Raw genomic sequence first — 23,615 nt, forward strand, 5'->3', positions numbered from 1 at the left:
TCAGACGCAGCGTTCAGTGCGACTTCTCGACGAAAAAGGTCCATAACGGTGCCGGGCGCCCAAAGAAGTACCCCTGTAAATACACCCCCGGATGGTGGGTTTTCAGGAAATCAGCATGTTCTTGCGTTTCCACTCCCTCCGCCACAACTCGAACATTCATGGATTCACCTATACGTTTCACCATATCGACGATATCGGCGGACGTGGAATCGTTCAACGCCGAAAGCACAAACGACCGGTCAATCTTGATTTCCGATATGGGCAATCGGCGCAATTGGGAAAGCGAGGAATAACCTGTTCCGAAATCGTCCAGCGAGAACGTGCAGCCGAGGTTCCGTATCTTCTCCATCTTTTCGACAACGGCGTCCACATCTTTCACCATCACGCTTTCCGTCAGCTCGAACGTAATCAGCGCGGGCGGGTAACCCGAGTCTGCAACCAAACCGAGGATCGCCTCAGCAAAATCCTCTTCCGCCATGTGCTTGGCGGAAATATTGATTGAGCAGCGGAGCTTTCGCGAATCTGCTCTCATCTGAGCCAACATTCCCAGGCACACGCGAACGATATGGCGCTCCAGGGCGACAATCTGCCGGGTTCGCTCGGCAAAAGGAATAAATTCGCCGGGCCCCAACAACCCTCTTTCCGGATGATCCCAGCGAACCAGAAGTTCGATGCCCGCCAGTTTCCGGTCCGGGCTATGCTGAGATTGAGCATACATTGCAATTTCGTTCTCGGTAATCGCTCGGGCCAGTTCCGACTCCACCGCCATCTGCCGCCGGATATTCTCGCTCATGGAATCTTCAAACACCGCAACAGCCCGGTTCGAGTCCTTGGCATTTCGGTGCGCCGTTTCGGCATGGCGTAAAGCCAGGGAAGGCATGTCGGAGCTTTCTGTTGGGTACAGCGCAATGCCACCGGTTGCCTCTATCGTCAACACCCCTTCCGAGCGATAAGGCACGGGTTCCCGTAGAGACTCCTGAATACGCTCGAACACCTGCAGGGCTATCCGATAGGCTTCATCCAACGTCCACTGCTTTGGTGCCAGCACGATTCCAAACTCATCGCCCGACAGACGAGCGATGGAGTCGTCTTCATGGCAGGCATTCCTGAGCCTCTCGGCAAATGTCTGAATGACAATATCACCGCAGTCGAAACCAAAGGTCTCGTTTACATATCGGAAGTTGTTGATATCAACAACGATCACCGCAGTGGCCATGCCACCGTGATGACACAACTTCAGCACGGTACTCAGCTGGTCCAGGAAAAGCGCCCGGTTGGGGAACCCGGTAACGGGGTCACGCCAGGTCAGCTCTTCCAATCGCTGCTCGGTTTCTTTCAGGTTGGTGATATCGTTGAAGACCGTCACGTAGTGGGTCACCTGGCCGTCCTCGGCCCTTATGGTGCTGATCGTTCTCAGCTCCGGATAAACCTCGCCATTCCTTCTGCGGTTGTAGATCTCCCCCGACCAGTGATTATGTACCCCCAGATAGTCCAGGATACTGGTGCTGTTATGGCGCTTATCCACGCGCACATCAAGAACGTCATGATAACGACCTAACGCTTCGTCTTCGGAGTAACCGGTAATGCGGCTGTAGGAGGGGTTCACTGCGGTGATTTTGCCCTCGTGATCAAGCACCGCGATACCTTCCGAGGTCGACATGAAGGCCTGCTCATAGAGGTTCGTTGAGTCAGCGGCACGGCCCCGTTTCTGCTCCTGCATCAAGCGCCAGTTCAACTGGTCCGACTGATGCAATCTTTCGTTTAACGTTTGATTGAGCTCGACCATATGATCGAGCATGCCTTTCAGGGAAATGTGCGTGCGCACTCTTGCCCGCACGGAGGGGATGCTGATTGGCTTACGAATAAAATCCACAGCCCCCACCTCAAATCCCTTTTCCTCACTGTCTGTGTCAATGAGCGCCGTGATGAAGATAACCGGAATGTGCTGAAGTTCCTGACGCATCTTCAGCCGTCGACACATTTCCAGACCATCCATGTCTGGCATCATGATATCCAGTAGCAATAAATGAGGACGTTCTCCCCTATCGAGAAGCCCCAACGCCTGTTTCGCACTGGTGGCCACGATAATGTCATGATCGTTTTTCAGTGCATCCGACAACACGCGTATATTGGTGGGTTCGTCATCCACGACCATGATCTTGGGTTTCACCTGAAAGAGGCGCGTTCCTATCGAGTCGTCTCGGTCCAGCTTAGATAGCAGGTCTGACACAGCTACGCCCCCCTTCCCTCTTTGCTTCATAAAGATACTGATCCGCTGCTTCCTTCAACTCTGAAGCATTCGTCCCTTTGTGAGGAACGACAGCGTAGCAACCGACTGACACTGAAAAGCCAGGGCAATCCTGCCCACTGCGGCGACACTTTTCGTGTTCGTTTGCCAGAACCTCCTTCAGACGTTTGGCCGCCCGAACCGTACTGTTGAGCGTGGCACCGGGCAGCATTGCTACAAACTCATCGCCGCCGAGTCTTGCCACCAGATCGCCCGCACGGCCGAACGCCTTTTCCATGGACGTCGCCAGCAGTTGCAGGCAAACATCACCCTGGGCGTGCCCATGTTGATCATTAATACTTTTGAAATGGTCCATATCCACCAGAGCAAGGCCGAGGGAAAGTTCCTGTCGAAGCGCCCTCCGCCACTCCAGGTCCAACTGCTGCTCAAACATCCGTCGGTTGCCGATCCCGGTCAGTGTATCCCGCAACGCCTGGGCGGCCAGCAAATTCGTCTTTCGCTTAAAATCAACAAAGGTTGAAACCTTGGCACTCAGAATGATCTTGTTGAAAGGTTTGAGGACATAATCAATAGCGCCTTCCCTGAACGCCTCTTCAATGTCGCTGCTCTGGTCGGAAGCGGACATACAGATCACCGGCAGTTCCTGGTAGAGCGGGTCCGACTTCAAGCGTTTAAGAAACTCAATACCGTTGCCATCGGGCAGGTAGAGGTCAAGAAGTACAAGGTCCATGTCCGGCGAAAGGCATCGCTCTGCCTCTGCCAGCGTCTTGGCAACAACGAGTTCGCAGGCCGCCCCCAGTATCCCCACAAGACTGGCGATACCAGTGGGATTATCTTCCACAACAAGTACAACTGGCTGTTCTTCATTACTCATTGTCTGGCCTATCCCTCCAGTGGAACATCGTCCAATAGTGTGAGTGCGAGCGGGAAGTCATAGACCTCCAACGCTTGCCTCAGTTGGTTCGCCAGTTTCATCTCGCCGCTGGCAATGAGGTGATTCAAGATCACCCTCAAATCTTCATCTTCAGCGATACGATTGCCACACAGTTTCGTCTTTACACGAGAAAGCACGGTTTGTAACTCAGCGTCGGTTTTAGCGGTATTACCACCAGAGTCGTTCAAGTCGAAGTGTTGTTCCAAGCGACGGCTATGGTCAGAAAGCAGGTTGAGCAGTCGGGGCAACATAGACAGCGACAAACGATCCTCCTGGGCGTTCTCAACCTGACCAGCCACTCCAGCAAGCTCTGTATCGGCAATACTGGCGGCGGCCCCCTTGATCTTGTGCGCCATGTGACGGGCATCTTCCACCAGCGTTGCCTTCCGGACATCAGCAACCATCTCCGCGGAACTGGCAATAAAGCTTCTGACACACCGAGTGAACAACGCTTGATCATCACTGAAAAGACGATCGTAAGCCTGACGTGAAATAAAGTCCGGCATGTCCGTTACCGCCACCTCCGTGTCGTTGAATACCTCACTCTCGTCGGACACCTCGGGCGTGTAAACCACTGACCGACGATCTTCAAAGTAGGTTTCCAGCAGTAACTGGATATCCTTGGGAACCACCGGTTTGGTGAGATAGTCCTGCATTCCCGCCGCCTTGGCCGTCATGCGGTCGTGATCGGAAATAGAGGCCGAGAGCGCAACGATGATCGAGTCATTTGCGTTGGCACAGCCATGGATCCGCTCGGTCACCTCCTGGCCGGTTTCACCGTCCAGGTGAAGATCCATCAGTATAAGGTCGAAGCCCCTCTGCCCCAAGCGCTCAACGGCCTGGTCCCCTGTCTGGACAGACTGCACATTGACACCAAACGATCTCAGGTAACTCTCAACAATTTCGCAGTTCAAGGGCACATCGTCGACCACCAGCGCGGATAATCCGTCAAACTGGGGCTTGCCCCCTCCCCGCGAATCCGGCTTATTCCCATGTCTTTGGGAAAAGTGCTCGAAGAGCTTTGATGGCGTCAGGGGCTCAAAGGCCATGTGCCCGCCGGAACGCTCGAAGTCCGCCACCCAGTCCCGCCAATAGCCGGCAGAGGCAATGATCAGTATGGCCCAGAGCGGGTACCTGCCGGGATCGGTCAGGAGCTCGGTCACGAAACCGTCCAGCAGGCTCGGTTCCGTGCCTTCCATGTCAATCAGGAAGAACCTGTCTTCGACGTCTTCAACCTTCGCAATACTCTCAAGGATAGCGGGCCATTGAGTCATATCATCGACGGTTTCAAGTGTCAGGCGCCAATGCTCCCGATAATCCTCGAGCAAGGCCAGATTGGCACGGAAACCGTAATGGAAGACGTGAATCGGCCTTCCCGTCCTCGAGGAACTTACTGTGCCATCATCCTGTGAGACACCGACAGGCACTAAAAGCCGAAAAGTCGAGCCCTTGCCAATGTCGCTCTCCAGGGTCAGTTCCGCTTTCATCAATAGTGCCAGTCTTTGGCTAATGGCAAGGCCTAACCCGGTCCCACCGAAATTCCGGCTCGTGGATTCGTCCGCTTGCCGGAAGTTCTCAAAAATTCGCCCCTGATCCTCGGGTTTGATACCCACACCGGTATCCACAACTTCAATTTGCAGATAGCCGCTTGCCTGACTCTCAGTCCGATAATCAATCCGGACATCGATACCGCCCTTGCGGGTGAATTTGACGGCATTACCGACAAGATTGGTGCATATCTGGGAGATGCGTAGCAGATCGCCCGACACACGATTGGGTGTCGCGGGATCAATAGACACCCTGAGTTTCAGGCCTTTTTCTTCCGCAACAATGGCAAACAGGTCAACGCTACGGTGAACCAGTGCATCGATATCAAATGGATGGATATCAAGCTCAATGTGATCCGCTTCGATCTTGGACAGATCAAGAATGTCATTCAGAAGTTGCAGGAGTGCCTCAGACGCCGAGAAGGCTTTCTTAACGAGCCGCCGTGGGTGATCCTCCAACCCGGCTTCCTGCAACAACACCAGAACACCGATAATCGCGTTCATGGGTGTGCGGATCTCGTGGCTCATATTGGCAAGGAAGGCCGTTTTGACGGTCACCGCCGATTCCGCCTCCTGCTTCTGTTCCTCGAGTTCCGCGTTCAGAACTTCCAGCTCCTTTTCACGCTGCACGATATCGGTTACGTCAATCGTGGTCGCCATGAAACACCGCTCACCCTGCAAAGTCACCGGGTGATAACTGACCACAACATCGCGGATCTCACCCTTGCGGTTTTCAAGCGAAGCACTGGCCTGAACGCTCTTCCCTTCCAGCGCCTGCTGATAATGTTTGCTGCGCTCTTTGACGAGGTCTGGGCCAAGCATCTGCTCCAGATTCTGGCCAATGGCTGCTTCTTTACTGAACGGGAACCAGTGTTCTCCGTAGGCGTTCATAAAACGACACGTGAGTCGGGAGTCCCAGACAGACACGGTTAATGGAAGGTGGTCAGTCAGCGTGTTGATGAAATTCAGGCTTTCCTGCAGCTCAGCTGTTTTCTCAACAACCTTACTTTCGGCGCGGCGGCGAGCGTTGGCCATGAGCGCAAAGACCAGAAAAATCAGGGCATTGATAACAAGGCCGCTGACCAGAATGATAATGGGCTGCTTACCGGCATTGAACGTTTCAAAACGCCGGGTAGTCTGGACATCGAAATGCCACTGACGACCATACATATCGATCACGTAAGACGTCTCGAACATGGGAGTAGGGTCGTAATTGTCGCCACGGGTTTCATCGAGTTCGCTGTACAGGCGGGATTCACCGTCCGTAACCCGAAAGTGAACAAGCCGGTTGACGTTGGCGAGCGTGCCTTCCATCAGTTTCGACATGATGAAGGGTGCGTAAACCAGCCCGCTGAACAATGACTCACGTTGATCGGCCGGTGGCACCTCTGCGGATTGGTAGAATGGCCGAAAGAAAAGGAACCCTGGTGTTCTTTTTTCATCCTGTACCAATACGATAGGGCCCGTGATCTGGGTTTGGCCGGTTCGCATTGCTTTGAGCGCGGCCTGGTATCGATTCGATTCATGAGCCATGTCGAGCCCGACGGCCGCGTTATTAGACGCCTCCGGCTCAATGTAGACAATGGGCCAGAAGTCATCGCCACCATGGGAAGGATGCACCCGGAAGTAGGAACGCTCCAGTTGTTTTTCCGCGATATAGTCGCCCAGATTTTCCGCGGAGACACGCTCAATAACGCCGATACCATTAATACCCGGCAAACGCTCCTGAAGCGCCAGCACTTCGCTGAAGCGCTTCCACATTTCCAGGTTCACGCCGCCCTCTGAGGCACGGATAGCACCGGCACCGGACATCAATGCAAATTCGTACTTCTGCATCCGGTCCCGCAGCAGTTCATTGAGCTGTTTCACCTGATGGTCAAACTGCTCCCCGGCCTTCTCCTCTGCAATTCGGGACGAAACCTGCCAGGCGGTGAGGGTAAGCAGTAACGAGAGGGAAATCGCCACCCAATGAAGTAAGGACAGTGACTGAAAGGACTTCCATGCGTTGAACATATCTCGGCCCACATCCTGTTAGGAACAACACGATAAAGTGTAGTTCAGTTTCGGAGTGAGCACGAAAGGATCTACGTCTCAAAAGACTAATAAATCTATACTTTGAACCAGATGCACAAAAGGTTCGGGGCCCCGCCCACTACATGGCTTGCAGGCGGAATAAGGCAATTTTATTGATCTCGCTCAGGGCACGCTGAAATTCCTGTTCGGGAGAGTTGTGAATGCGCTCTTCGAACGACGCCAGTATCTGGTGTCGATTACTACCTCGCACCGCCATCACAAAAATAAACCCAAACTTGGCTTTGTACGCCTCATTCAGCCTGACAAAGCGCTCAAACTCTTCCGGGCTGCAATCCTGAATGCCGGCACCGGCCTGCTCGGACGTACTGGAGGCTGTTAGCTCTCCACGCATAGCGGCTTTGCCTGCGAGATCAGGGTGGGCGTTGATCAAGGCCAACTGGGTGTCGCGATCCGCACTGAGAAGGATGTTGGCCATCCGCTCATGCAGGCTTTCGACCTCATCACATGTCTCATCGATGCCCATCTCATAGGCTTTATCCGCTACCCACGGTGAATGCTCATAGATGTCCGCAAATGCGGCTACGAAGTCCTCGCGCCCAAGGCTGGACGGAGTCAGGGTTCGAAAACGGCTCATTGTTTACTCCTGATACCTCAATGAATGCGATTGGCGCCCACGCTTCAGAGCGAAACACCAGAATATCGTATACAATTAACATAGACGCCAATGTGAGGCAATTCTTTTTGCAGGCCGGCAATATCTCTGGCTTCAGCATGGCGATCACTCACCACCACCAAGCCACAAAAGATACACAAAAGACGGCATTCATTAATTTATGGGATACAATATTTCTATATTATGTATTCACTTATGATTGAATTATGTTACTCTTTGATCAGGTCATCGTGGCCACGGCGGGGAGGTGTTGTGACATCCGATCTGCGAACCTTACCCGCCCTCCTGCAACACACTCGACTTGCCTCAGTGTGTTTTTACCCGCCTCCCGGCGGGTTTTTTTTGCCCCTTCCCCAACCCCAGCGATGGCCTGGAGCTCCAAAAGGTGGCACGTGAGCGGATCAGGCTCGGCTAAACGGGGTCATTTCTCGTATACTATCCCACTACCGGATTTCGTACTTCCACCACCTCATTCGCGAGACATTATGAGCAAACAAGCGCAGCCCACCAAAAGCCCGAACCGAGCCGAGAAGAAACGGACGGGGGCGACAAGCGACACCATATACGCCCACATGTTCGACGCTATTCTTGAGCATCGCCTGGCCCCGGGAACGAAATTGAGCGAAGAGGCGTTGGGAGAAATTTTTGGAGTCAGCCGCACGATTATCCGGCGGGAGCTGTCACAGCTGGCACATGAGGGTGTCGTTTCCATTCGCCCCAACCGGGGCGCAATGGTGGCCAGCCCAAGCGTGGAGGAAGCCCGCCAGATTCTCTACGCAAGGCGTTTGGTCGAACGTGCCATCACAGAGCTTGCCGTTCAGCACGCCACTGAAGAACAGATCGATGAGCTGCGGGAGATGGTGACAGAGGAGCATGATTGCTTCGCCCGCGGGGATCGGGGCGCCGGTATTCGCCTGTCTGGCGAGTTTCACCTGAAACTGGCCGAGGCGGCGAACAACGCCCCCTTCGTTGGCTTCCAGCGCAGCCTGGTTTCGCAGACCTCACTGATCATCGCCCAATACGAAAAAGGAACCCGTTCGCACTGTTCCTATGATGAGCACAACCAGCTACTGGATGCGATATCCGCCCGTGACACCGACAAAGCCGTTTCGTTGATGATGCACCACATGGATCATATCGATGCGAAACTGAACTTTGATAACGAAAGCACAACCGATGACCTGCATGCGGTGTTTTCACACATTGGCTTTGCCCGCAAAAAAGCCGGCACCAAACAATAAGGTCCTGCCAGGGTATCCGCGTACAGGACCGATGTTAGTGCTCGGTGCTTTACTCACATGGACTTCGGGGCTCACATGGACTTCGGAAGCACCAGAATGGCGCGGAAATCATTAACATTGGTGCGAGTCGGACCCGTGATGATCAAGCCATCGAGTGCTTCAAAAAAGCTGTAGGCGTCGTTGCGGGCGAGATAGGTTGCAGGGTCAAGCTTCAGGGCCTGGACCCGCGACCAGTCATTGGGGCCGAAAATAGCCCCGGCGTTATCCTCGGAGCCATCAATACCGTCCGTGTCGATGGCCAAAGCGTGAATATTGGACGCTCCCTGAAGGACCGAGATGGCGCCCAGGAGGTATTCGACGTTGCGGCCTCCTCGCCCTTCACCGGACACCGTAACGCTGGTCTCGCCGCCTGAAAGGATCAACAGAGGTTCTTTGAGGTCTTTTTGCAGCGTCAACGCCATTGTCGCGTGCTCACCTCCGAGCTCCCTCGCCTCTCCTTCAAGATCGTCACCCAATACACGAACGTCTACACCGGCCAGGTTGGCGGACGCTTCGGCGGCTCGAAGTGCATCACAGGCCCTGGCCTGAACGATCGTGCGGTCAAGCCCAAATTCGGGTGAATGCGGCTTGGGGGCGGTATCGTCGCTGACCAGGTGGCTACGCACAGCCTCTGGAATATCAATGGAGTACCGCTCCAGTATTTCCAGGGCATCCAGTGGCGTTGTCGCGTCTGGAATGGTTGGTCCTGAGGCGATGAGCGCAGGATCGTCGCCGGGCACATCGGAAATCAGGTAGGTAATCACCCTCGCCGGATGGGCAGCGACAGCCAGGCGCCCACCCTTGATGCGCGAAAGGTGGCGCCGCACCGTGTTGATCTCCCGGATCGGGGCCCCGCAACGCAACAGCGTCTTGTTGATGGCCTGCTTTTGCTGCAGTGTCAGCCCTGGCGCCGGCAGCGTCATGAGTGCGGAACCGCCACCGGAAATCAAAGCGACAACAAGATCATTCCCGGTCAGCCCGGCCATCGACTCGAGCATACGCTGGGCAGCCTTCTCGCCCAATTCGTCCGGCATGGGATGAGAAGCTTCCAATACCTCGACGTGACGACACTCCGCGCCATGTCCATAACGGGTAACAACAAGCCCGGAAAGGTCGGCGTCCTCGTAGGTATCAGCCCACGTGCGCTCGAAGGCCGCAGCCATCGCCGCCGCCGCTTTGCCAGCCCCAATCACAACGGTACGTCCGGGCGGGCGCGGCGGTAGCTGACCAGCCGAAAGCAGCGTATCGGGATGGACGGCGGAGACCGCCGTTGCGGCAAGCTGCCTGAGCCAGACATTCACTTCTGTCGGATGATCAAAGGACAGCGAATTGGACAGGGCGTGCATCTGCGGCTCCTCGCAACGGATAGAAACTAAAAAAATGACGTGGTACGCCAGCGCGCCCCCAATCGCGCCCTAATGGCCGGTGCCGAATCGACACCGGCCATTGGGTTTGAGTGCAGCGCCGGTTGCTTAACTAGGCACCAATCTCGTGGTCTGCCAGTTTTTCCAGGGCCTTCACAATGCCTGCGTGATCCCAATCCGCGCCGTTGTTCGCGGCGCAGGCCTGGAACAGTTGCTGGGCATTGGCGGTACCGGGCAGTGACAAATTCAGGCTGCGTGCACTTTCCAGAGCCAGGTTGAGGTCCTTCTGGTGCAGGCGAATGCGGAAGCCTGGGTCAAAGGTACGCTTGATCATGCGCTCTCCGTGCACGTCGAGGATCTTCGACTGGGCCAGACCACCCAGCAGGGCCTCACGCACTTTCGTCACATCCGCTCCGGCTTTCGACGCGAAAAGCAGGCCCTCAGCCGCGGCCTGGATGGTCAGCGCTACGACAATCTGGTTGGCGACTTTGCAGATCTGACCGGCGCCGTGCTCGCCAATATGGGTGATGGTCTTGCCCATTACCTCAAGGACGGGCAGGGCCCGGTTAAAGCCTTCATTGGTACCACCCACCATAATGGTCAGCGTTGCGTTAACAGCGCCACCCTCGCCACCAGACACCGGGGCGTCGACGTATTCACCGCCAGCCTCGGTAATGCGCTTGGCAAATGCCTGAGTGGGAATCGGCGCAATGGAGCTCATGTCAATGACCAGCGTACCGGGCTGGAGGCCTTCAACAATGCCGGCCTCGCCAAGCAGCACTTCCTCAACATCGGGGGTGTCCGGCACCATGGTGATGATGATCTCGGCCTGTTCCGCAACCGCCTTGGGGCTATCGACTTCTTTCGTACCCTTGGCCGCCAGGCCTTCGTCCAGGGTGCCGTGCTTAACGTAGGTCACCAGCTCGTGACCCGCTTCCAGCAGATGGCCGGCCATGGGCCGACCCATAATCCCGAGACCAATAAATCCGATCTTGCTCATAATCCTCTCCTTACTAACTTTCTTGTTGAATGACCTTATCGTGCGTTGTCCAGCCAGCCGAGCCCTTCAAGCGTCGTCGCTGCAGGCTTGTACTCGCAGCCGATCCACCCCTGGTAGCCCAGGCGATCAAGATGGCCGAACAGGAACGGGTAATTGATCTCCCCCGTGCCGGGTTCGTGGCGCCCTGGATTGTCCGCCAGCTGCACATGGCCGATTTTCGAAAGGTGCTTTTCGATGGTCGGGGCCAGGTCGCCCTCCATGATCTGCATGTGATAGATGTCGTATTGCAGTTGCAGGTTGTCGCTGCCCACTTCCTCAAACAGAGCCAGGGCCTGCTCCGTCCGGTTGAGGAAGAAGCCGGGTATGTCCCGGGTATTGATGGGCTCGGCGAGCAACAGGATGCCTGCCGCTTTCAGTTTTTCGGCGGCGAAGCGCAGGTTGTCGATCAGGGTTCGACGGGCCTGTTCTTCGCTTACCGTGTTTGGTCGGATACCTGCCAGACAATTCAGTTGCTTGCACCCGAGCACAGTGGCGTAGTCAATGGCCATATCCACGCCTTCACGAAACTCGTCGACCCGATCCGGGCGGCAGGCAATACCGCGCTCACCAGCCGCCCAGTCCCCTGCGGGAAGGTTGTGCAACACTTGGGTAAGCCCATGGGCATCCAGCTGCTTTTTGATGTCTGCCGCGGGGTAATCGTAGGGGAAGAGGTACTCTACGCCCTGGAAGCCTGCCGACGCGGCGGCCTGGAAGCGGTCGAGAAAATCCTCCTCGGTGAACAGCATGCTTAGATTCGCTGCAAACTTAGGCATTTTGGGGTCTCCTACTCGTCCATTTTTGGGTCTTCGCCCCCCTCTACCTGTTGATTTCCCACAGGCCGGGGGCGATTGATTGCGTTGCTTAGGTCAGGCTGGCGATTGAGGTCGGCGCATCGGTGACGTTCTCTACCAGTGCTTCGAACTCGTTAACACCGTCAAGGTCGGTCCCCATGGCAATGTTGGTCACACGCTCAAGGATGATCTCGACCACAACCGGTACCCGGTGCTCGTGCATCAGCTGCCGTGCCTGGACAAACGCCGGGCCAATGTCATCAGGCTTGGTGACCCGCAACGCCTTGCAACCAAGGCCCTCGACAACCGAGACGTGATCAACGCCATAGTCGTTTATCTCGGGGCAGTTAACGTTCTCGAATGACAGCTGCACGCAGTAGTCCATTTCGAAACCACGTTGCGCCTGACGGATCAGCCCCAGATACGAGTTGTTCACGAGGACATGGATGTAGGGCAGCTTGAACTGCGCCCCGGCAGCCAACTCCTCAACCATGAACTGGAAGTCGTAGTCCCCGGAGAGAGCGACGACCTCGGCCTCGGGATCGGCACGGCATACACCCAGGGCAGCTGGAATGGTCCAGCCCAACGGCCCGGCCTGACCGCAGTTGATCCAGTGCCGCGGCTTGTACACGTGCAGGAACTGCGCTCCGGCGATCTGGGACAGACCAATGGCGGTCACGTACCGGACATTCTTGCCGAACACCTTGTTCATCTCTTCGTAGACGCGCTGCGGCTTGACCGGCACGTCGTCGAAGTGAGTCTTGCGCAGCAGTGTCTGCTTGCGCTCCTGGCATTTCTGGGCCCAGGCTCCGCGATCCTTGAGTTTGCCTTCGGCGCGCCACTCCTTGGCCACGGTAATGAAGAGTTCCAGCGCCGCCTTGGCATCAGAGACAATCCCATAATCCGGCCCGAAGATACGGCCGATCTGGGTGGGCTCGATGTCAACATGAACAAACTTCCGGTCCTTGGTATAGGCCTCGATGTTACCGGTGTGCCGGTTCGCCCAGCGGTTACCAATACCCATCACGAAGTCGGACGCAAGCATGGTGGCGTTGCCATAGCGATGGGACGTCTGGAGCCCCACCATGCCGGCCATCAATGGATGGTCATCGGGAATCGTCCCCCAGCCCATCAAGGTCGGAACCACGGGAACACCCGTAAGCTCTGCAAACTCAACCAGAAGGTCGCTCGCATCACTGTTGATAACGCCGCCACCGGCAACCAGCAGGGGCTTGTCAGCCTCGTTCAGCAAGGTCAGCGCTTTCTCGATCTGCGCCCGTGAAGCCGACGGCTTGTAGGCAGGCAACGATTCGTAGGTGTCCGGATCAAATTCGATCTCGCTCATCTGTACATCGATGGGCAGGTCAATCAGAACGGGACCAGGACGGGAGCTGCGCATCAACTGGAACGCCTGCTGGAACGCCCGCGGCACCTGGGCCGGCTCAAGGACGGTAACCGCCCATTTGGTCACCGGGCCGGCGATGGCCTGGATGTTAACCGCCTGGAAGTCTTCCTTGTGCAGCTTGCTGCGCGGCGCCTGCCCAGTGATGCAGAGAATGGGTATGGAGTCGCCCGTGGCAGAGTACAGCCCGGTGATCATGTCGGTGCCGGCAGGCCCTGACGTTCCGATGCAGACACCGATGTTGCCTGCTTTTGTGCGGGTGTAACCCTCTGCCATATGAGAGGCCCCCTCCACGTGGCGCGCAAGGACATGGTCAACTCCTCCAACCTTGCGCATGGCGGAATAGAACGGGTTAATCGCCGCTCCGGGCACTCCAAAGGCAATGTCGATACCTTCTTTCTTCAAAACGTGAACAGCGGCTTCTGCTGCGGTCATGCGAGTCATGGTGTTTCCTCCGAAGTAAGATTGTTCTTGTATTCGAGGCGAAGCTCGTCCCGGCGCTTGAAACTTAGGAGCACCGTCGGTAAAGGTTGAATGGAAATTCAGCCGGTAGATCAGTCAGATAGGTCGAGGAGCACACGCACCTCCATTCCGTACTCGTCGCAGTTGTTCCCCGAGCCGCCGCGATCGATAACCAGGAATTCGCCTTCCCGATCCAACACCGACTGCACGGCGTGCCAGGTACCCGCGCGGTAATTCACTCCCTGGAAACCATCGGTGACAAAGGCGCGAACTTCATCAGGGTTGATCGTGTCGCCTGGGGGTGCGACAACAACCAGGAATCGCTCCTCGTGCAGGGGCATAAAAGCCTGGCTGCCTTGCGGGTGGCGCTCCAGGAACGACAGCTCCAGCGGTAACGTCACCGGCTGGCTGACAAAAATACTCACCAGAACCCGTGCCTCATCACCGAGCAGCTCCACTTTCGCCAGATCATGGTGGCGCTGGGTGCGCCCCGCATTGATGGGAAAGGAGTCAGCCGTGCGCCGGTCAATAACATCCCCGAACTCGGCGAATGCCTCCTGGCTCAGCGGTTGTGCTTTGAGTTCCAGCATAAAAATGTCCTCGTCTCAGCTCAGCGCGAACCGAATCCGCTGAGTTTCATGTGCCGGTTCACATCCTTGTAAAGCAGGTATCGGAAAGGTCCCGGCCCACCGGCATAGCATGCTTGCGGGCAGAAGGCGCGAAGCCACATGTAGTCACCCGCCTCCACTTCAACCCAATCCTGGTTGAGGTGATAAACCGCCTTCCCTTCCAGCACGTAAAGGCCATGTTCCATCACGTGGGTCTCGGCAAATGGAATGACTCCGCCGGGCTGGAAATTGACAATGTTGACGTGCATGTCATGGCGAATGTCCTGCGGATCAACAAAACGTGTTGTCGTCCAGCGACCCTCAGTTCCCGGCATCTCGGTGGGCGTTATGTCCGTCTCGTTGGTGACAAAGGCCTCAGGCACATCAATACCGTCGACATGCTCGTAGGCTTTTCGCACCCAGTGAAAACGCAGCGGCGCATCGCTCTCGTTGAACAACTGCCAGGACGCACCCGGCGGGATAAAGGCATAGCCGCCCTCTTGCATCCGGTGTTGTTGGCCGGCAATGGTCAGGGTCATCTCGCCTTCAACCACAAACAGAACCCCTTCCGCGCAAGCGTCCAGCTCTGGTCGCGAGCTGCCGCCCCCAGGGGACACTTCCATGATGTACTGGGAGAACGTTTCGGCGAATCCAGACAGCGGGCGTGAAAGCACCCAAAGCCGGGTTTTTTCCCAATGCGGCAAGGCACTGGCGACGATATCCCGCATCACGCCCCTGGGAATGATGGCGTAGGCTTCGGTAAAAACCGCACGATCAGACAACAACTGGGTCTGAGGTGGATGCCCGCCAGCGGGAGCGTAATACGTAGGTTTGTTCACAGATCGATTGCTCATTGCTGCTCCTTGGATGAGAGCGGGTGGTGGTGCTCGGCCCAATGGCGAGCAATATCCACACGTCTCGTAACCCAGACACGATCATGGGCTTCTATGTGATCGAGGAACCGTTGCAGGGCCCGAAAGCGCCCCGGCCGGCCAACCAGCCGACAGTGGAGACCAACAGACAGCATTTTTGGCGCGTCCTCACCCTCGGCATAAAGCACGTCGAAGGCATCCCGTAAATACTGGTAAAAGTCCTCTCCGGTGCCGAAGCCTTGCGCTGAAGCGAAGCGCATGTCATTGGTGTCCAGGGCATAAGGCACTACCAGGTGGTTGTGCATTTCGCCCTCACTGTCGTACTGACGGGTCCAGAACGGCAGATCGTCCCCGTAGTAATCGCTGTCGTAGAGAAAGCTGCCTTCGTCCAGCACCAGACGGCGCGTGTTCTCGCTGTCGCGACCGGTATACCACCCTGCCGGTTTCTCGCCGTATAAAGCCTCGAAGATCTCGATGGCCCGGCGCATGTGCGCGCGCTCTATACCTTCCGGAATATTCTGGTAGTGAATCCAGCGCCAACCGTGACAGGCAACCTCGTGCCCCAGCTCTTTAAACGCATGGGCAAGCTCGGGGTGCCGCTCAAGGGCCATCGCCACGCCAAATACCGTCAGCGGCATGCCGCGGCGCTGAAACTCCTTCAGTACCCGCCATACCCCTGCCCGCGAGCCGTACTCATAGATTGACTCCATGCTCATGTGCCGGCTTGGGTAGGCCTCAGCCCCGGCGATTTCGGACAAGAACTGCTCCGAATGCGTATCGCCATGCAGGACGCAGTTCTCCGCACCTTCCTCGTAATTGAGAACGAACTGCACGGCAATACGTGCCCGGCCAGGCCAATTTGCATGGGGAGGCTCAGAACCGTAACCAATCAGGTCTCGGGGGTAATGGTCTGGATTAGCCGGATTCATCAAGCAACTTCCTTCTTCCAATCCGTTTGGCAGGCCGTTGGTACCAGCTCGCCTTCAATATGCATTGTATACTTAAGTATACTATATTGTATCCAACTTGAACGCAACACTCATTCACCCCAGTTCTTGATGATTTCGCGTTCTTCTTCGGTCATGTTCGTGGCGTTGCCCAACGGCATGTATCCGTTCGCCACAACCTCCTGGATCTTGGCCTGATGGCTGAGGATCTGATCGACCGCATCAAACGCAAATCCCGCCGGCGGAGCCGAAAACGCCGGGTTCTCAGGTTGCTTCGAATGGCATCCCGCACAGTGTTGCTCAATGGTCGCGCCCACGTTGGCAGCAAGGGGGGATTCACTTGTCTCATGCGTCGTCGTATTGGGCTCGGCGTTTGCCTGAGCCGTTGCCACCTGGGACTCTCCCGTGGGAGCGGCCACCCAGAACGTCAGCAGGATCAGCACACCACCGGCCAGAAGGTAGGAAGGCTGGGTTTTGCCCGCGTGCATCAGTACAAAGAACTGGCGGATAACGGCGCCGGCAAATATGAGCAGCGACATGACCAACCATGCCTGAGCCTCTGTATAGGCGAAGGCGTAGTGATTACTGATCATCAACAGAACGACGGGAAGCGTGAAGTAGGTATTGTGGACAGAGCGTTGTTTACCGCGCTTGCCATCAATCGGATTGGGCTCCTCGCCCGCCTTCATGGCATCGACCATGCGGCGCTGGCCCGGAATGATCCAGAAGAAAACGTTCGCGGACATGGCTGTCGCCATGACAGCACCGGTCAGAAGGAACGCAGCACGGCCAGCAAACAACTGAGTGCTTACATAGGCAACTATGACAAGCAGCACCCCAACCGCAATACTCAGGATGCCGTCCCGCTCCATGTTCGGGCTTATGCGCTTGCACAGCTCATTGTATACAACCCACCCGAATACCAGGAAAAGCACCGCCGCAACGTTGGCCTGCCATCCACTTAACTCAGCAGCCCACTGCCAACTGCTATTGGTGTTCACCAGGTAGAAGCCTGGGTTGACCATGTAGAGAATAACGAACAGCGCGAAACCCGACAGCCAGGTGGTGTACGATTTCCAGAACGACCAATGCAGGTCGGCAGGCAAGGTACCCGGACTGGTGGCGTACTTTTGGTTGTGATAGAAACCGCCCCCATGCACAGCCCACATCTCACCAAAAACCCCCTTCTTTTTGCAGTTTTCGGCCTGTGGCGGCTTGAGGCTGTTATCCAGCATCACGAAGTAGATTGACTCACCAATCCACGCAATCGCCGCAATCACATGCAGCCACCGCAACATGAAATTCACAAAATCCAGAATGTAAGCTTCCATTAACCTGTTCTCTTGTTCGCACTATTGTATTGATGACTGACCATCTCGACTCAGCTACCGCGGTAGGTGGAGTAGCTGTAGGGAGAAAGCAGGAGGGGCACATGAAAGTGCTGGGAGGCGTCAGCCACGCCGAAACGCAATGGGATAACATCGAGAAAGCGCGGTTCGTCAGCCTCTACGCCCTGGCGCCGGAGGTAGTCTCCAGCGTGAAAGACCAGCTCGAACTGGCCCTCGGTAAAGGCCTCACCTTCAAGTATCGGGGCATCGCAACGGCCATCATCATTAGTGGTGACTTCTTTCAGCAAGGTGCGCGATTCACCCTCCAGTCGGTAAACCTCGATACGAATACCCTGTCCGGGGCGTCCCAGCGAAGTATCCAGTACGTGTGTGGTAAGGCGTCCCATAAAGTTCTCCTGTCATGTGATGGCAGCTGGACCGCTGAAACCAGCGGCCCAATGGATCCGATGATGATAGCGCGGGTCAGAAGTGGAACTTGACCAGTGCGCTAACAGCGTTCTCCGTATCTATGTTTGGGCTACCGAATTTATTACGCCAGTACGAGTACTCTATACCGGCATACAACACGCCAGCCTCTCCCGTGAAATGACCAAGGTCGAGTTTGAACTGCGGGTTGATGTGCAAGTCCGCACTCTGAGCACCGCTTACCCCCGATGAATAGTCGATAAAACCGTCAAAGAGAAACGCCGCGCTGCCCAGTTCGAACGGCACCCCCCATGTTACGGTCAGCTGCCAGTCGTCCGGCGTGTCGAGCGCGGTGTTGTTTTCAACATAGTAGGCATTGGTGTTGAAGTATTGGAATCCAGGGATGTCCCAGCCCAATCCAAGACCGTACATGTGGTTGTTCGCCTCTACCCCACCATCGAACTCATACTGGGTTGCCAGGTAGACGTCATTAACCGGCCCGAAGCCCAGATCCTGGCCGCTTAGCCAACTCAGGCTCAACCGGGGCGCGAACTCCCCATAGGTGGAGTCAGCGTTACCGGAATCCCCCTGAACCTGATAGCGGTCAATGAAGAAGAACGTATCCCCCCAGTTGTGGGCGGTCACGTTTTCAAAGGTAAACACGGTCGCGGACTCTTTTTGAGAGCCAAAGATTTCATAGTCATCGCTATAAAGCAGCGACACACTGGAACTGCCGAAGAACTTTTCAGCGTGAACAACCGGAACAAACGCGGTGAAAACGCACGCCGCCAGCAGGATTTTTTGCAACAGTTTCATTTTTACTACCTCTCGTTTTGTTGTTTTGGGGTAAAACCTCGGGTTCGGGTCAACCGTGTGCCTTGATCACAGGAAGGCGAACTTGGCGATGAAGATGACACAGAGAACATACAGGCTGACGGATACTTTCTTCCTCTGCCCGGTAAGCAGCTTCAACGTGGCATAGGTAACGAAGCCCAGCGCAATGCCATTGGCGATGGAGAAGGTCAGCGGCATCATCACCACAGTAATGATGGCCGGAATGGTGTCGGTGATGTCCTTCCAGTCGATGTGGGCCATTCCACTCATCATCAGCATAGCGACGTATATCAGTGCGCCTGAGGTCGCGTAGGCCGGGATCATTCCCGCAAGAGGTGCAAAGAAGGTTGCTAGCAGGAATAGCACGCCGACAGTGACGGCCGTCAGACCAGTGCGACCACCCGCGGCTACGCCTGAAGCGCTTTCAACGTAGCTGGTTACCGGCGGGCAACCCACAAATGAGCCCAGGACACTGGATGTACTGTCCGCTTTAAGGGATTTGGAAAGGTTTTCTATCTTGCCGTTCTCGTCAACCAGGTTTGCACGATGAGCCACCCCCATCAGTGTTCCCGCGGTGTCGAACATGTTCACGAAGAGAAACGCGAGCACAACGCTGATCATTCCCACATTCAACGCGCCCGCTATGTCCATCGCCAGCCAGGTTGGCGCCAGGCTGGGAGGGAGCGACACAACCCCGCCATACTCCACAAGCCCCATGCTCCAACCAATCGCCGTTACCACGAGCATGCTCAGCAGGATGGCGCCGAACACGTTGCGGTGGCTAAGCACCGCGATCAGCAAAAAGCAGATGGCGGCCAGCAGTGTAGAAGGCTCACCAAAAGACCCCATCGTCACCAGCGTCGCGGGGCTGTCGACGACAATGCCCGCCGTCTTCAGGCCAATGAGCCCGAGAAACAGACCAACCCCTGCCCCCATGGCAAAACGCAGGCTCATCGGAATGCTGTTCAGTAGCCATTCCCGGATTCGCGAGAGGCTCATAATCATAAACAGGATGCCGGAGAGGAAGACCGCGCCGAGGGCAACCTGCCAGGTATAGCCCATTTCGCCAACGACGGTGTAGGTAAAAAACGCGTTGAGCCCCATGCCCGGCGCCAGTCCCACCGGCCAGTTGGCGTAAAACCCCATGAGCAGGCAGCCAAGTGCCGCCCCCAGACAGGTGGCGACGAACGCAGCACCATGATCAAGGCCGGCCGCAGCCATAACATTGGGATTAACGAAGATAATGTAGGCCATTGTGACGAACGTGGTCAGACCTGCCATCAGCTCAATTTTGACTGAGCTTCCATGTTGGCGGAGCTTGAAAATGCGCTCGAGCCAGTCCGTTCTCGCTGACGCTCCGAGCGAGCGCTTCTGCTGATCGATGTTTTCCACAAGGTATTCCTCATCATTGTTGTTTTCTATCACCCAGAGCAGAGCCCTTGAGGCAGGTGATGGCTGATTTGCCCATATCGATATTTCCTGACTTGTCGGTCAAGAATAACAATTCCGATTATGCTTTTGTATACAACAATTGCAACAAAATTCTTATAACGATTGTGCACAAGAAAAAAGAAGGACCCGAAGAGGTAGGGCAGAAAGGTTCTGGACCGAGGGTGGGCATGCCCATTCGTGGTAACGGGCAGCCCGCCAGTGGCACGCTATCGGCGGTGAACGGACAGGCCTGCGCTGAAGGTTTCCTTCACCACGCGATCATCGCCAAGAATCATGAGGGCAAACAGCGTTTCCTCCAGGCTTTTGGAATGCTTCAGGCGGTAACTGATCAGCGGCGTGGCCTCATAATCCAGCACAACAAAGTCCGCCTCTTTCCCGGCCTTCAGGCTGCCAATCCTGTCATCAAGGTAGAGGGACCGGGCTCCGCCCAGCGTCGCGAGGTAAAAGGCTTTAAAAGGATCCAGTTTCTGCCCCTGCAGTTGCAGCACCTTGTACGCCTCGTTAAGGCTTTGAAGCTGGGAAAAACTGGTACCCGCCCCTACATCCGTGCCCAGGCCAACGCGCACTCCATGCGACTCCAGGCGCGCCAGGTCGAGCAAACCACTGCCAAGGAAAAGGTTCGACGTCGGGCAAAAGGCAACCGCTGAGCCAGTATCGCCCAGACGCCTGCACTCGTCGTCATGCAGGTGAACACCGTGAGCAAACACTGACCGTTCACCAATCAGGCCATGGTGGTCGTATACATCAAGGTAACCATCCCGCTCAGGAAACAGCTCTTTGACCCACTCAATCTCCTGTCGGTTCTCGGAAATGTGGGTGTGCATGTACAAGCCCGGGAATTCCTTGAAGAGCTTACCTGCCAGCTCGAGTTGCTCATCGGAGCTCGTCGGCGCAAATCGGGGCGTCACCGCATAGGACAAACGGCCCTTTCCATGCCAACGCTCAATTAGCTCCTTGCTGTCTGCATAGCCGGATTCCGCTGTATCCACCAAATAGTCAGGCGCGCAACGGTCCATCAGCACCTTGCCCGCAATCATCCGCAGGTTCAGCTTGGAGGCATGCTCGAAAAAGGCATCCACCGACTGCTTATGGACGGTTCCGAAGACCAGGGCCGTCGTTGTCCCGTTTCTCAACAGTTCACGGAGGAAGATATCGGCCTGGGCATGAGCGTGCCGGGAATCATCAAACTGTCCCTCGCAGGGAAAGGTGTAGGTTTCCAGCCAGTCCAGCAACTGGGCGCCATAGGAGCCGATGATTCCCACCTGCGGATAATGGATATGAGTATCGACGAAGCCCGGGGTTATCAGGGCATTCTCATAGTGGACGACCTCGACCTCAGGAGACAGTGACGGCAACAGGCTCTCCGCCATGCCTATCTCGACGACCATGCCGTCCTCGACCATTAACAGGCCATCTTCAAAATACTCGTAGGAACGTTCCGCACCCACCACGCCCGGGTCGGCGATGCAGTGGAAAACAGAGGCACGGTAGGCTTTGCGTTGGGACATGGTCACTCTCGTCAGTCTTGTTGTCGCATTGGTATTGTTGGCGACGATTGGATTGCGTGTCTCAGGGAAATTTAAACAGGATTGGTAGCCTGGTCAATAAAAAACTGACCAATAAGTCAGGAAATTTTCAAGACCGAACCCCATCGAAGGCATACGACGGGCGGTATGCCAGGCATTCCGGAGTCAGGCTTTAAGGCTCGGCGAGGCCACAACCGCGCAGGATGACAGACGTCAGGAAATCCGCAGCGTGCTGAAAGTCACTTTCGGTGTATTCGCTCTTGTCCTCAATCGCGAGGATCTGGACCTGGAAGTCAGCGTAGTGTTGCGTGGATGACCAGATCAGGAGGATGAGTTGCACCGGATCAACGGGCGCCATTCGCCCCGCGTCGATCCACTGCTGAATCACACCCGCTCGCGCCTGCACCCACTCCCGCATGGTCGTAGACAGATGGTCCTTGAGGACCGGCGCCCCCTGAATAATTTCCAGCGCAAACAGGCGCGATGCCAGGGGGTGGGTCCTGGATAGCTCTACCTTGGCGTGAATAAAACTGGCCAGGGTCGTGGCGGGGTCATCTTCTGGCTGTATCTTCGAGAACATCTCATTCCACCGCCCCATGATGTCATCCATCAACGCGTAGTAGATGCGTTTTTTATTGCTGAAATAGTAAAGCACGTTGGATTTCGGCAGCCCCGCCCTGTCCGCAATCTTCTGAACGGTGGTTGCCCCGAAGCCGTTCTGGGAAAACTCCTTTTCCGCGGCCATCAGAATACGCTCACGATTGCGCTCACGGATTCGGCCCGGACGCACTTTCTTGCGCTTGCTGCCTGATGACGTTGTTCGCTTCGTTTCGGGGGAGTCTGGTTCGATTTGACGGGTCATGGTGTCGAGTAGCTTCAGGTTGGAACGTCGAGGCTCCGACGATAGCCGATCTCTGTGCGGCAATCAAAGGAATAGTCTTTACACAAAAAACTGGACTATTTGGTCAGGAAATTGTAAAAAGAATAACGGGCCCATGTGACTTTTGGCATCCGTGATGCGGCATCGCCTGTGCAACTACTGAAATCAATCAAGGGCTTACGCCAATGACTCTGATGCTCAGTCTTAAACAAAGAGAAAAGCAGAAAGAGACAGGCGCAAGTGCAGAAGAGCGGGAAAATTTGTGATCAGATTCTACTTGAACGGCCAACTACAAAAACTCAACCAAGTCGACCCGAATCTAAGCATCCTCGACTGGCTGCGCACCAGGAAGCGACTGACAGGCACCAAGGAAGGCTGCGCATCGGGTGACTGCGGGGCTTGCACCGTGGTGATCGGATCGCCCGACCCTGAGCAGTCCGGGCAACTCCGCTACGACAGCGTGAACAGCTGCATCGCGCTCGTCGGAAGCCTGCATGGCAAACATCTGGTGACCGTCGACGCGCTAACCCAGGAGCCAGCTCACCCGGTACAGAAGGAGATGGTGGAGTGTCACGGAGCCCAGTGCGGCTTCTGCACACCAGGCATCATCATGTCGCTGTTTGCCCTGCATACAGAAAGCGCAGCGAACGGTTCCGTACCCGACGACGACGCCTTATTGGAGGCGCTGTCCGGCAACCTTTGCCGCTGCACGGGTTACCGGCCAATCATCGAGGCCGGGCGTCGGGCTTGCGTGCAAACGTGGGAACCCGGCACCGGTAACGCGGTTCTGAGCCGAAGCAGTGCGCTCAGCGGCCCGGATGGCGCGGCTCCGAACAACCCCGCGCCGGGCCTTAGCGGCATAGCCTGGCTGCAGAACCCCGAAATGATCGCCGACCTGTTAAGCGTACAGAATACGGCGGGCGAACTCACCGACGATCACGGCTACCGATACGATGCGCCAGCCACTC

19 protein-coding genes are annotated in these 23,615 nt (G+C 56.1%); 2 read left to right on the plus strand and 17 right to left on the minus strand.

What is annotated here, in order from left to right:
* Positions 1-13: 13 nt before the first annotated feature.
* The 4 genes from B3M52_RS16230 to uraD all read right to left on the minus strand — a co-directional run bounded on the left by B3M52_RS16230 (position 14) and on the right by uraD (position 7,397).
* On the minus strand, positions 14-2,170 hold the full coding sequence (locus B3M52_RS16230; RefSeq protein WP_178380778.1) for an EAL domain-containing response regulator: 2,157 nt from the start codon (positions 2,168-2,170) through the stop codon (positions 14-16).
* Between the two features lie 40 nt (positions 2,171-2,210).
* Positions 2,211-3,122 carry a diguanylate cyclase gene (locus B3M52_RS16235; RefSeq protein WP_075195327.1) on the minus strand — a complete coding sequence of 304 codons (912 nt, stop codon included), beginning with the start codon at positions 3,120-3,122 and terminating at the stop codon, positions 2,211-2,213.
* A gap of 8 nt (positions 3,123-3,130) precedes the next feature.
* Positions 3,131-6,742 carry a CHASE domain-containing protein gene (locus tag B3M52_RS16240; protein ID WP_075195328.1) on the minus strand — a complete coding sequence of 1,204 codons (3,612 nt, stop codon included), beginning with the start codon at positions 6,740-6,742 and terminating at the stop codon, positions 3,131-3,133.
* Positions 6,743-6,881: 139 nt separating this feature from the next.
* Entirely contained in the window at positions 6,882-7,397 is a 516-nt protein-coding gene (gene uraD, locus B3M52_RS16245) for a 2-oxo-4-hydroxy-4-carboxy-5-ureidoimidazoline decarboxylase (protein ID WP_041334489.1), read from the minus strand.
* Positions 7,398-7,921: 524 nt separating this feature from the next.
* On the opposite strand from uraD, the gene B3M52_RS16250 reads away from it, so the two are divergent.
* Positions 7,922-8,677: a GntR family transcriptional regulator gene (locus B3M52_RS16250; protein ID WP_041334486.1), complete on the plus strand. Its 756-nt coding sequence runs from the start codon at positions 7,922-7,924 to the stop codon at positions 8,675-8,677.
* A 71-nt stretch (positions 8,678-8,748) separates the two neighbouring features.
* Here B3M52_RS16250 and B3M52_RS16255 read toward each other — a convergent pair whose 3' ends face one another.
* The 13 genes from B3M52_RS16255 to B3M52_RS16315 all read right to left on the minus strand — a co-directional run bounded on the left by B3M52_RS16255 (position 8,749) and on the right by B3M52_RS16315 (position 22,629).
* The gene (locus tag B3M52_RS16255; RefSeq protein WP_075195330.1) at positions 8,749-10,062 is read right to left on the minus strand and encodes a glycerate kinase type-2 family protein; all 1,314 of its coding nucleotides are present in this window, start codon (positions 10,060-10,062) and stop codon (positions 8,749-8,751) included.
* Positions 10,063-10,192: 130 nt separating this feature from the next.
* The gene (locus B3M52_RS16260; protein ID WP_371915661.1) at positions 10,193-11,119 is read right to left on the minus strand and encodes a 2-hydroxy-3-oxopropionate reductase; all 927 of its coding nucleotides are present in this window, start codon (positions 11,117-11,119) and stop codon (positions 10,193-10,195) included.
* Positions 11,116-11,892 carry a hydroxypyruvate isomerase gene (gene hyi, locus B3M52_RS16265; RefSeq protein ID WP_075195332.1) on the minus strand — a complete coding sequence of 259 codons (777 nt, stop codon included), beginning with the start codon at positions 11,890-11,892 and terminating at the stop codon, positions 11,116-11,118. The genes B3M52_RS16260 and hyi overlap by 4 nt, the downstream gene beginning before the upstream one ends.
* An 88-nt stretch (positions 11,893-11,980) precedes the next feature.
* Entirely contained in the window at positions 11,981-13,756 is a 1,776-nt protein-coding gene (gcl, locus tag B3M52_RS16270; protein ID WP_075195333.1) for a glyoxylate carboligase, read from the minus strand.
* Positions 13,757-13,866: 110 nt separating this feature from the next.
* Complete coding sequence (locus tag B3M52_RS16275; RefSeq protein WP_075195334.1) at positions 13,867-14,364, minus strand: ureidoglycolate lyase; 498 nt, start codon at positions 14,362-14,364, stop codon at positions 13,867-13,869.
* 20 nt (positions 14,365-14,384) lie between these two features.
* Positions 14,385-15,221, minus strand: a complete 837-nt coding sequence (locus tag B3M52_RS16280) for a bifunctional allantoicase/(S)-ureidoglycine aminohydrolase (protein WP_227662380.1) — start codon at positions 15,219-15,221, stop codon at positions 14,385-14,387.
* Positions 15,222-15,232: 11 nt separating this feature from the next.
* Positions 15,233-16,183, minus strand: coding sequence for an allantoinase PuuE (gene puuE / locus B3M52_RS16285; protein WP_041334473.1), 951 nt, complete (start codon positions 16,181-16,183; stop codon positions 15,233-15,235).
* Positions 16,184-16,293: 110 nt separating this feature from the next.
* Positions 16,294-17,532 carry a urate hydroxylase PuuD gene (locus B3M52_RS16290; protein WP_075195335.1) on the minus strand — a complete coding sequence of 413 codons (1,239 nt, stop codon included), beginning with the start codon at positions 17,530-17,532 and terminating at the stop codon, positions 16,294-16,296.
* Positions 17,533-17,582: 50 nt separating this feature from the next.
* Entirely contained in the window at positions 17,583-17,936 is a 354-nt protein-coding gene (gene uraH / locus B3M52_RS16295; RefSeq protein ID WP_075195336.1) for a hydroxyisourate hydrolase, read from the minus strand.
* A gap of 76 nt (positions 17,937-18,012) precedes the next feature.
* Positions 18,013-18,771, minus strand: a complete 759-nt coding sequence (locus B3M52_RS16300; RefSeq protein ID WP_075195337.1) for an outer membrane protein OmpK — start codon at positions 18,769-18,771, stop codon at positions 18,013-18,015.
* A 66-nt stretch (positions 18,772-18,837) separates the two neighbouring features.
* Positions 18,838-20,214 carry an NCS2 family permease gene (locus B3M52_RS16305; RefSeq protein ID WP_228715241.1) on the minus strand — a complete coding sequence of 459 codons (1,377 nt, stop codon included), beginning with the start codon at positions 20,212-20,214 and terminating at the stop codon, positions 18,838-18,840.
* A gap of 233 nt (positions 20,215-20,447) precedes the next feature.
* Positions 20,448-21,749, minus strand: coding sequence for a guanine deaminase (gene guaD / locus B3M52_RS16310; RefSeq protein ID WP_075195339.1), 1,302 nt, complete (start codon positions 21,747-21,749; stop codon positions 20,448-20,450).
* A 190-nt stretch (positions 21,750-21,939) separates the two neighbouring features.
* Positions 21,940-22,629, minus strand: coding sequence for a TetR/AcrR family transcriptional regulator (locus B3M52_RS16315; protein ID WP_075195340.1), 690 nt, complete (start codon positions 22,627-22,629; stop codon positions 21,940-21,942).
* Positions 22,630-22,909: 280 nt separating this feature from the next.
* Between B3M52_RS16315 and B3M52_RS16320 the strand changes: the two genes are divergently transcribed.
* On the plus strand, positions 22,910-23,615 hold a 706-nt coding region (locus B3M52_RS16320), incomplete at its 3' end, for a 2Fe-2S iron-sulfur cluster-binding protein (RefSeq protein ID WP_286749882.1).

Origin of the sequence: Marinobacter sp. UBA2688, assembly GCF_002352785.1 — a bacterium.
GTDB lineage: Bacteria > Pseudomonadota > Gammaproteobacteria > Pseudomonadales > Oleiphilaceae > Marinobacter > Marinobacter salarius.

Bases quoted from the DNA above. Each gene is read 5' to 3' on its own strand.
- uraH (WP_075195336.1), bottom strand. From the start codon at position 17,936: ATGGGACGCCTTACCACACACGTACTGGATACTTCGCTGGGACGCCCC.
- B3M52_RS16290 (WP_075195335.1), bottom strand. From the start codon at position 17,532: ATGGAAGCTTACATTCTGGATTTTGTGAATTTCATGTTGCGGTGGCTG.
- uraD (WP_041334489.1), bottom strand. From the start codon at position 7,397: ATGAGCCGTTTTCGAACCCTGACTCCGTCCAGCCTTGGGCGCGAGGAC.
- gcl (WP_075195333.1), bottom strand. From the start codon at position 13,756: ATGACTCGCATGACCGCAGCAGAAGCCGCTGTTCACGTTTTGAAGAAA.
- B3M52_RS16275 (WP_075195334.1), bottom strand. From the start codon at position 14,364: ATGCTGGAACTCAAAGCACAACCGCTGAGCCAGGAGGCATTCGCCGAG.
- hyi (WP_075195332.1), bottom strand. From the start codon at position 11,892: ATGCCTAAGTTTGCAGCGAATCTAAGCATGCTGTTCACCGAGGAGGAT.
- B3M52_RS16300 (WP_075195337.1), bottom strand. From the start codon at position 18,771: ATGAAACTGTTGCAAAAAATCCTGCTGGCGGCGTGCGTTTTCACCGCG.
- B3M52_RS16315 (WP_075195340.1), bottom strand. From the start codon at position 22,629: ATGACCCGTCAAATCGAACCAGACTCCCCCGAAACGAAGCGAACAACG.
- puuE (WP_041334473.1), bottom strand. From the start codon at position 16,183: ATGAATCCGGCTAATCCAGACCATTACCCCCGAGACCTGATTGGTTAC.
- guaD (WP_075195339.1), bottom strand. From the start codon at position 21,749: ATGTCCCAACGCAAAGCCTACCGTGCCTCTGTTTTCCACTGCATCGCC.
- B3M52_RS16255 (WP_075195330.1), bottom strand. From the start codon at position 10,062: ATGCACGCCCTGTCCAATTCGCTGTCCTTTGATCATCCGACAGAAGTG.
- B3M52_RS16250 (WP_041334486.1), top strand. From the start codon at position 7,922: ATGAGCAAACAAGCGCAGCCCACCAAAAGCCCGAACCGAGCCGAGAAG.
- B3M52_RS16235 (WP_075195327.1), bottom strand. From the start codon at position 3,122: ATGAGTAATGAAGAACAGCCAGTTGTACTTGTTGTGGAAGATAATCCC.
- B3M52_RS16240 (WP_075195328.1), bottom strand. From the start codon at position 6,742: ATGTTCAACGCATGGAAGTCCTTTCAGTCACTGTCCTTACTTCATTGG.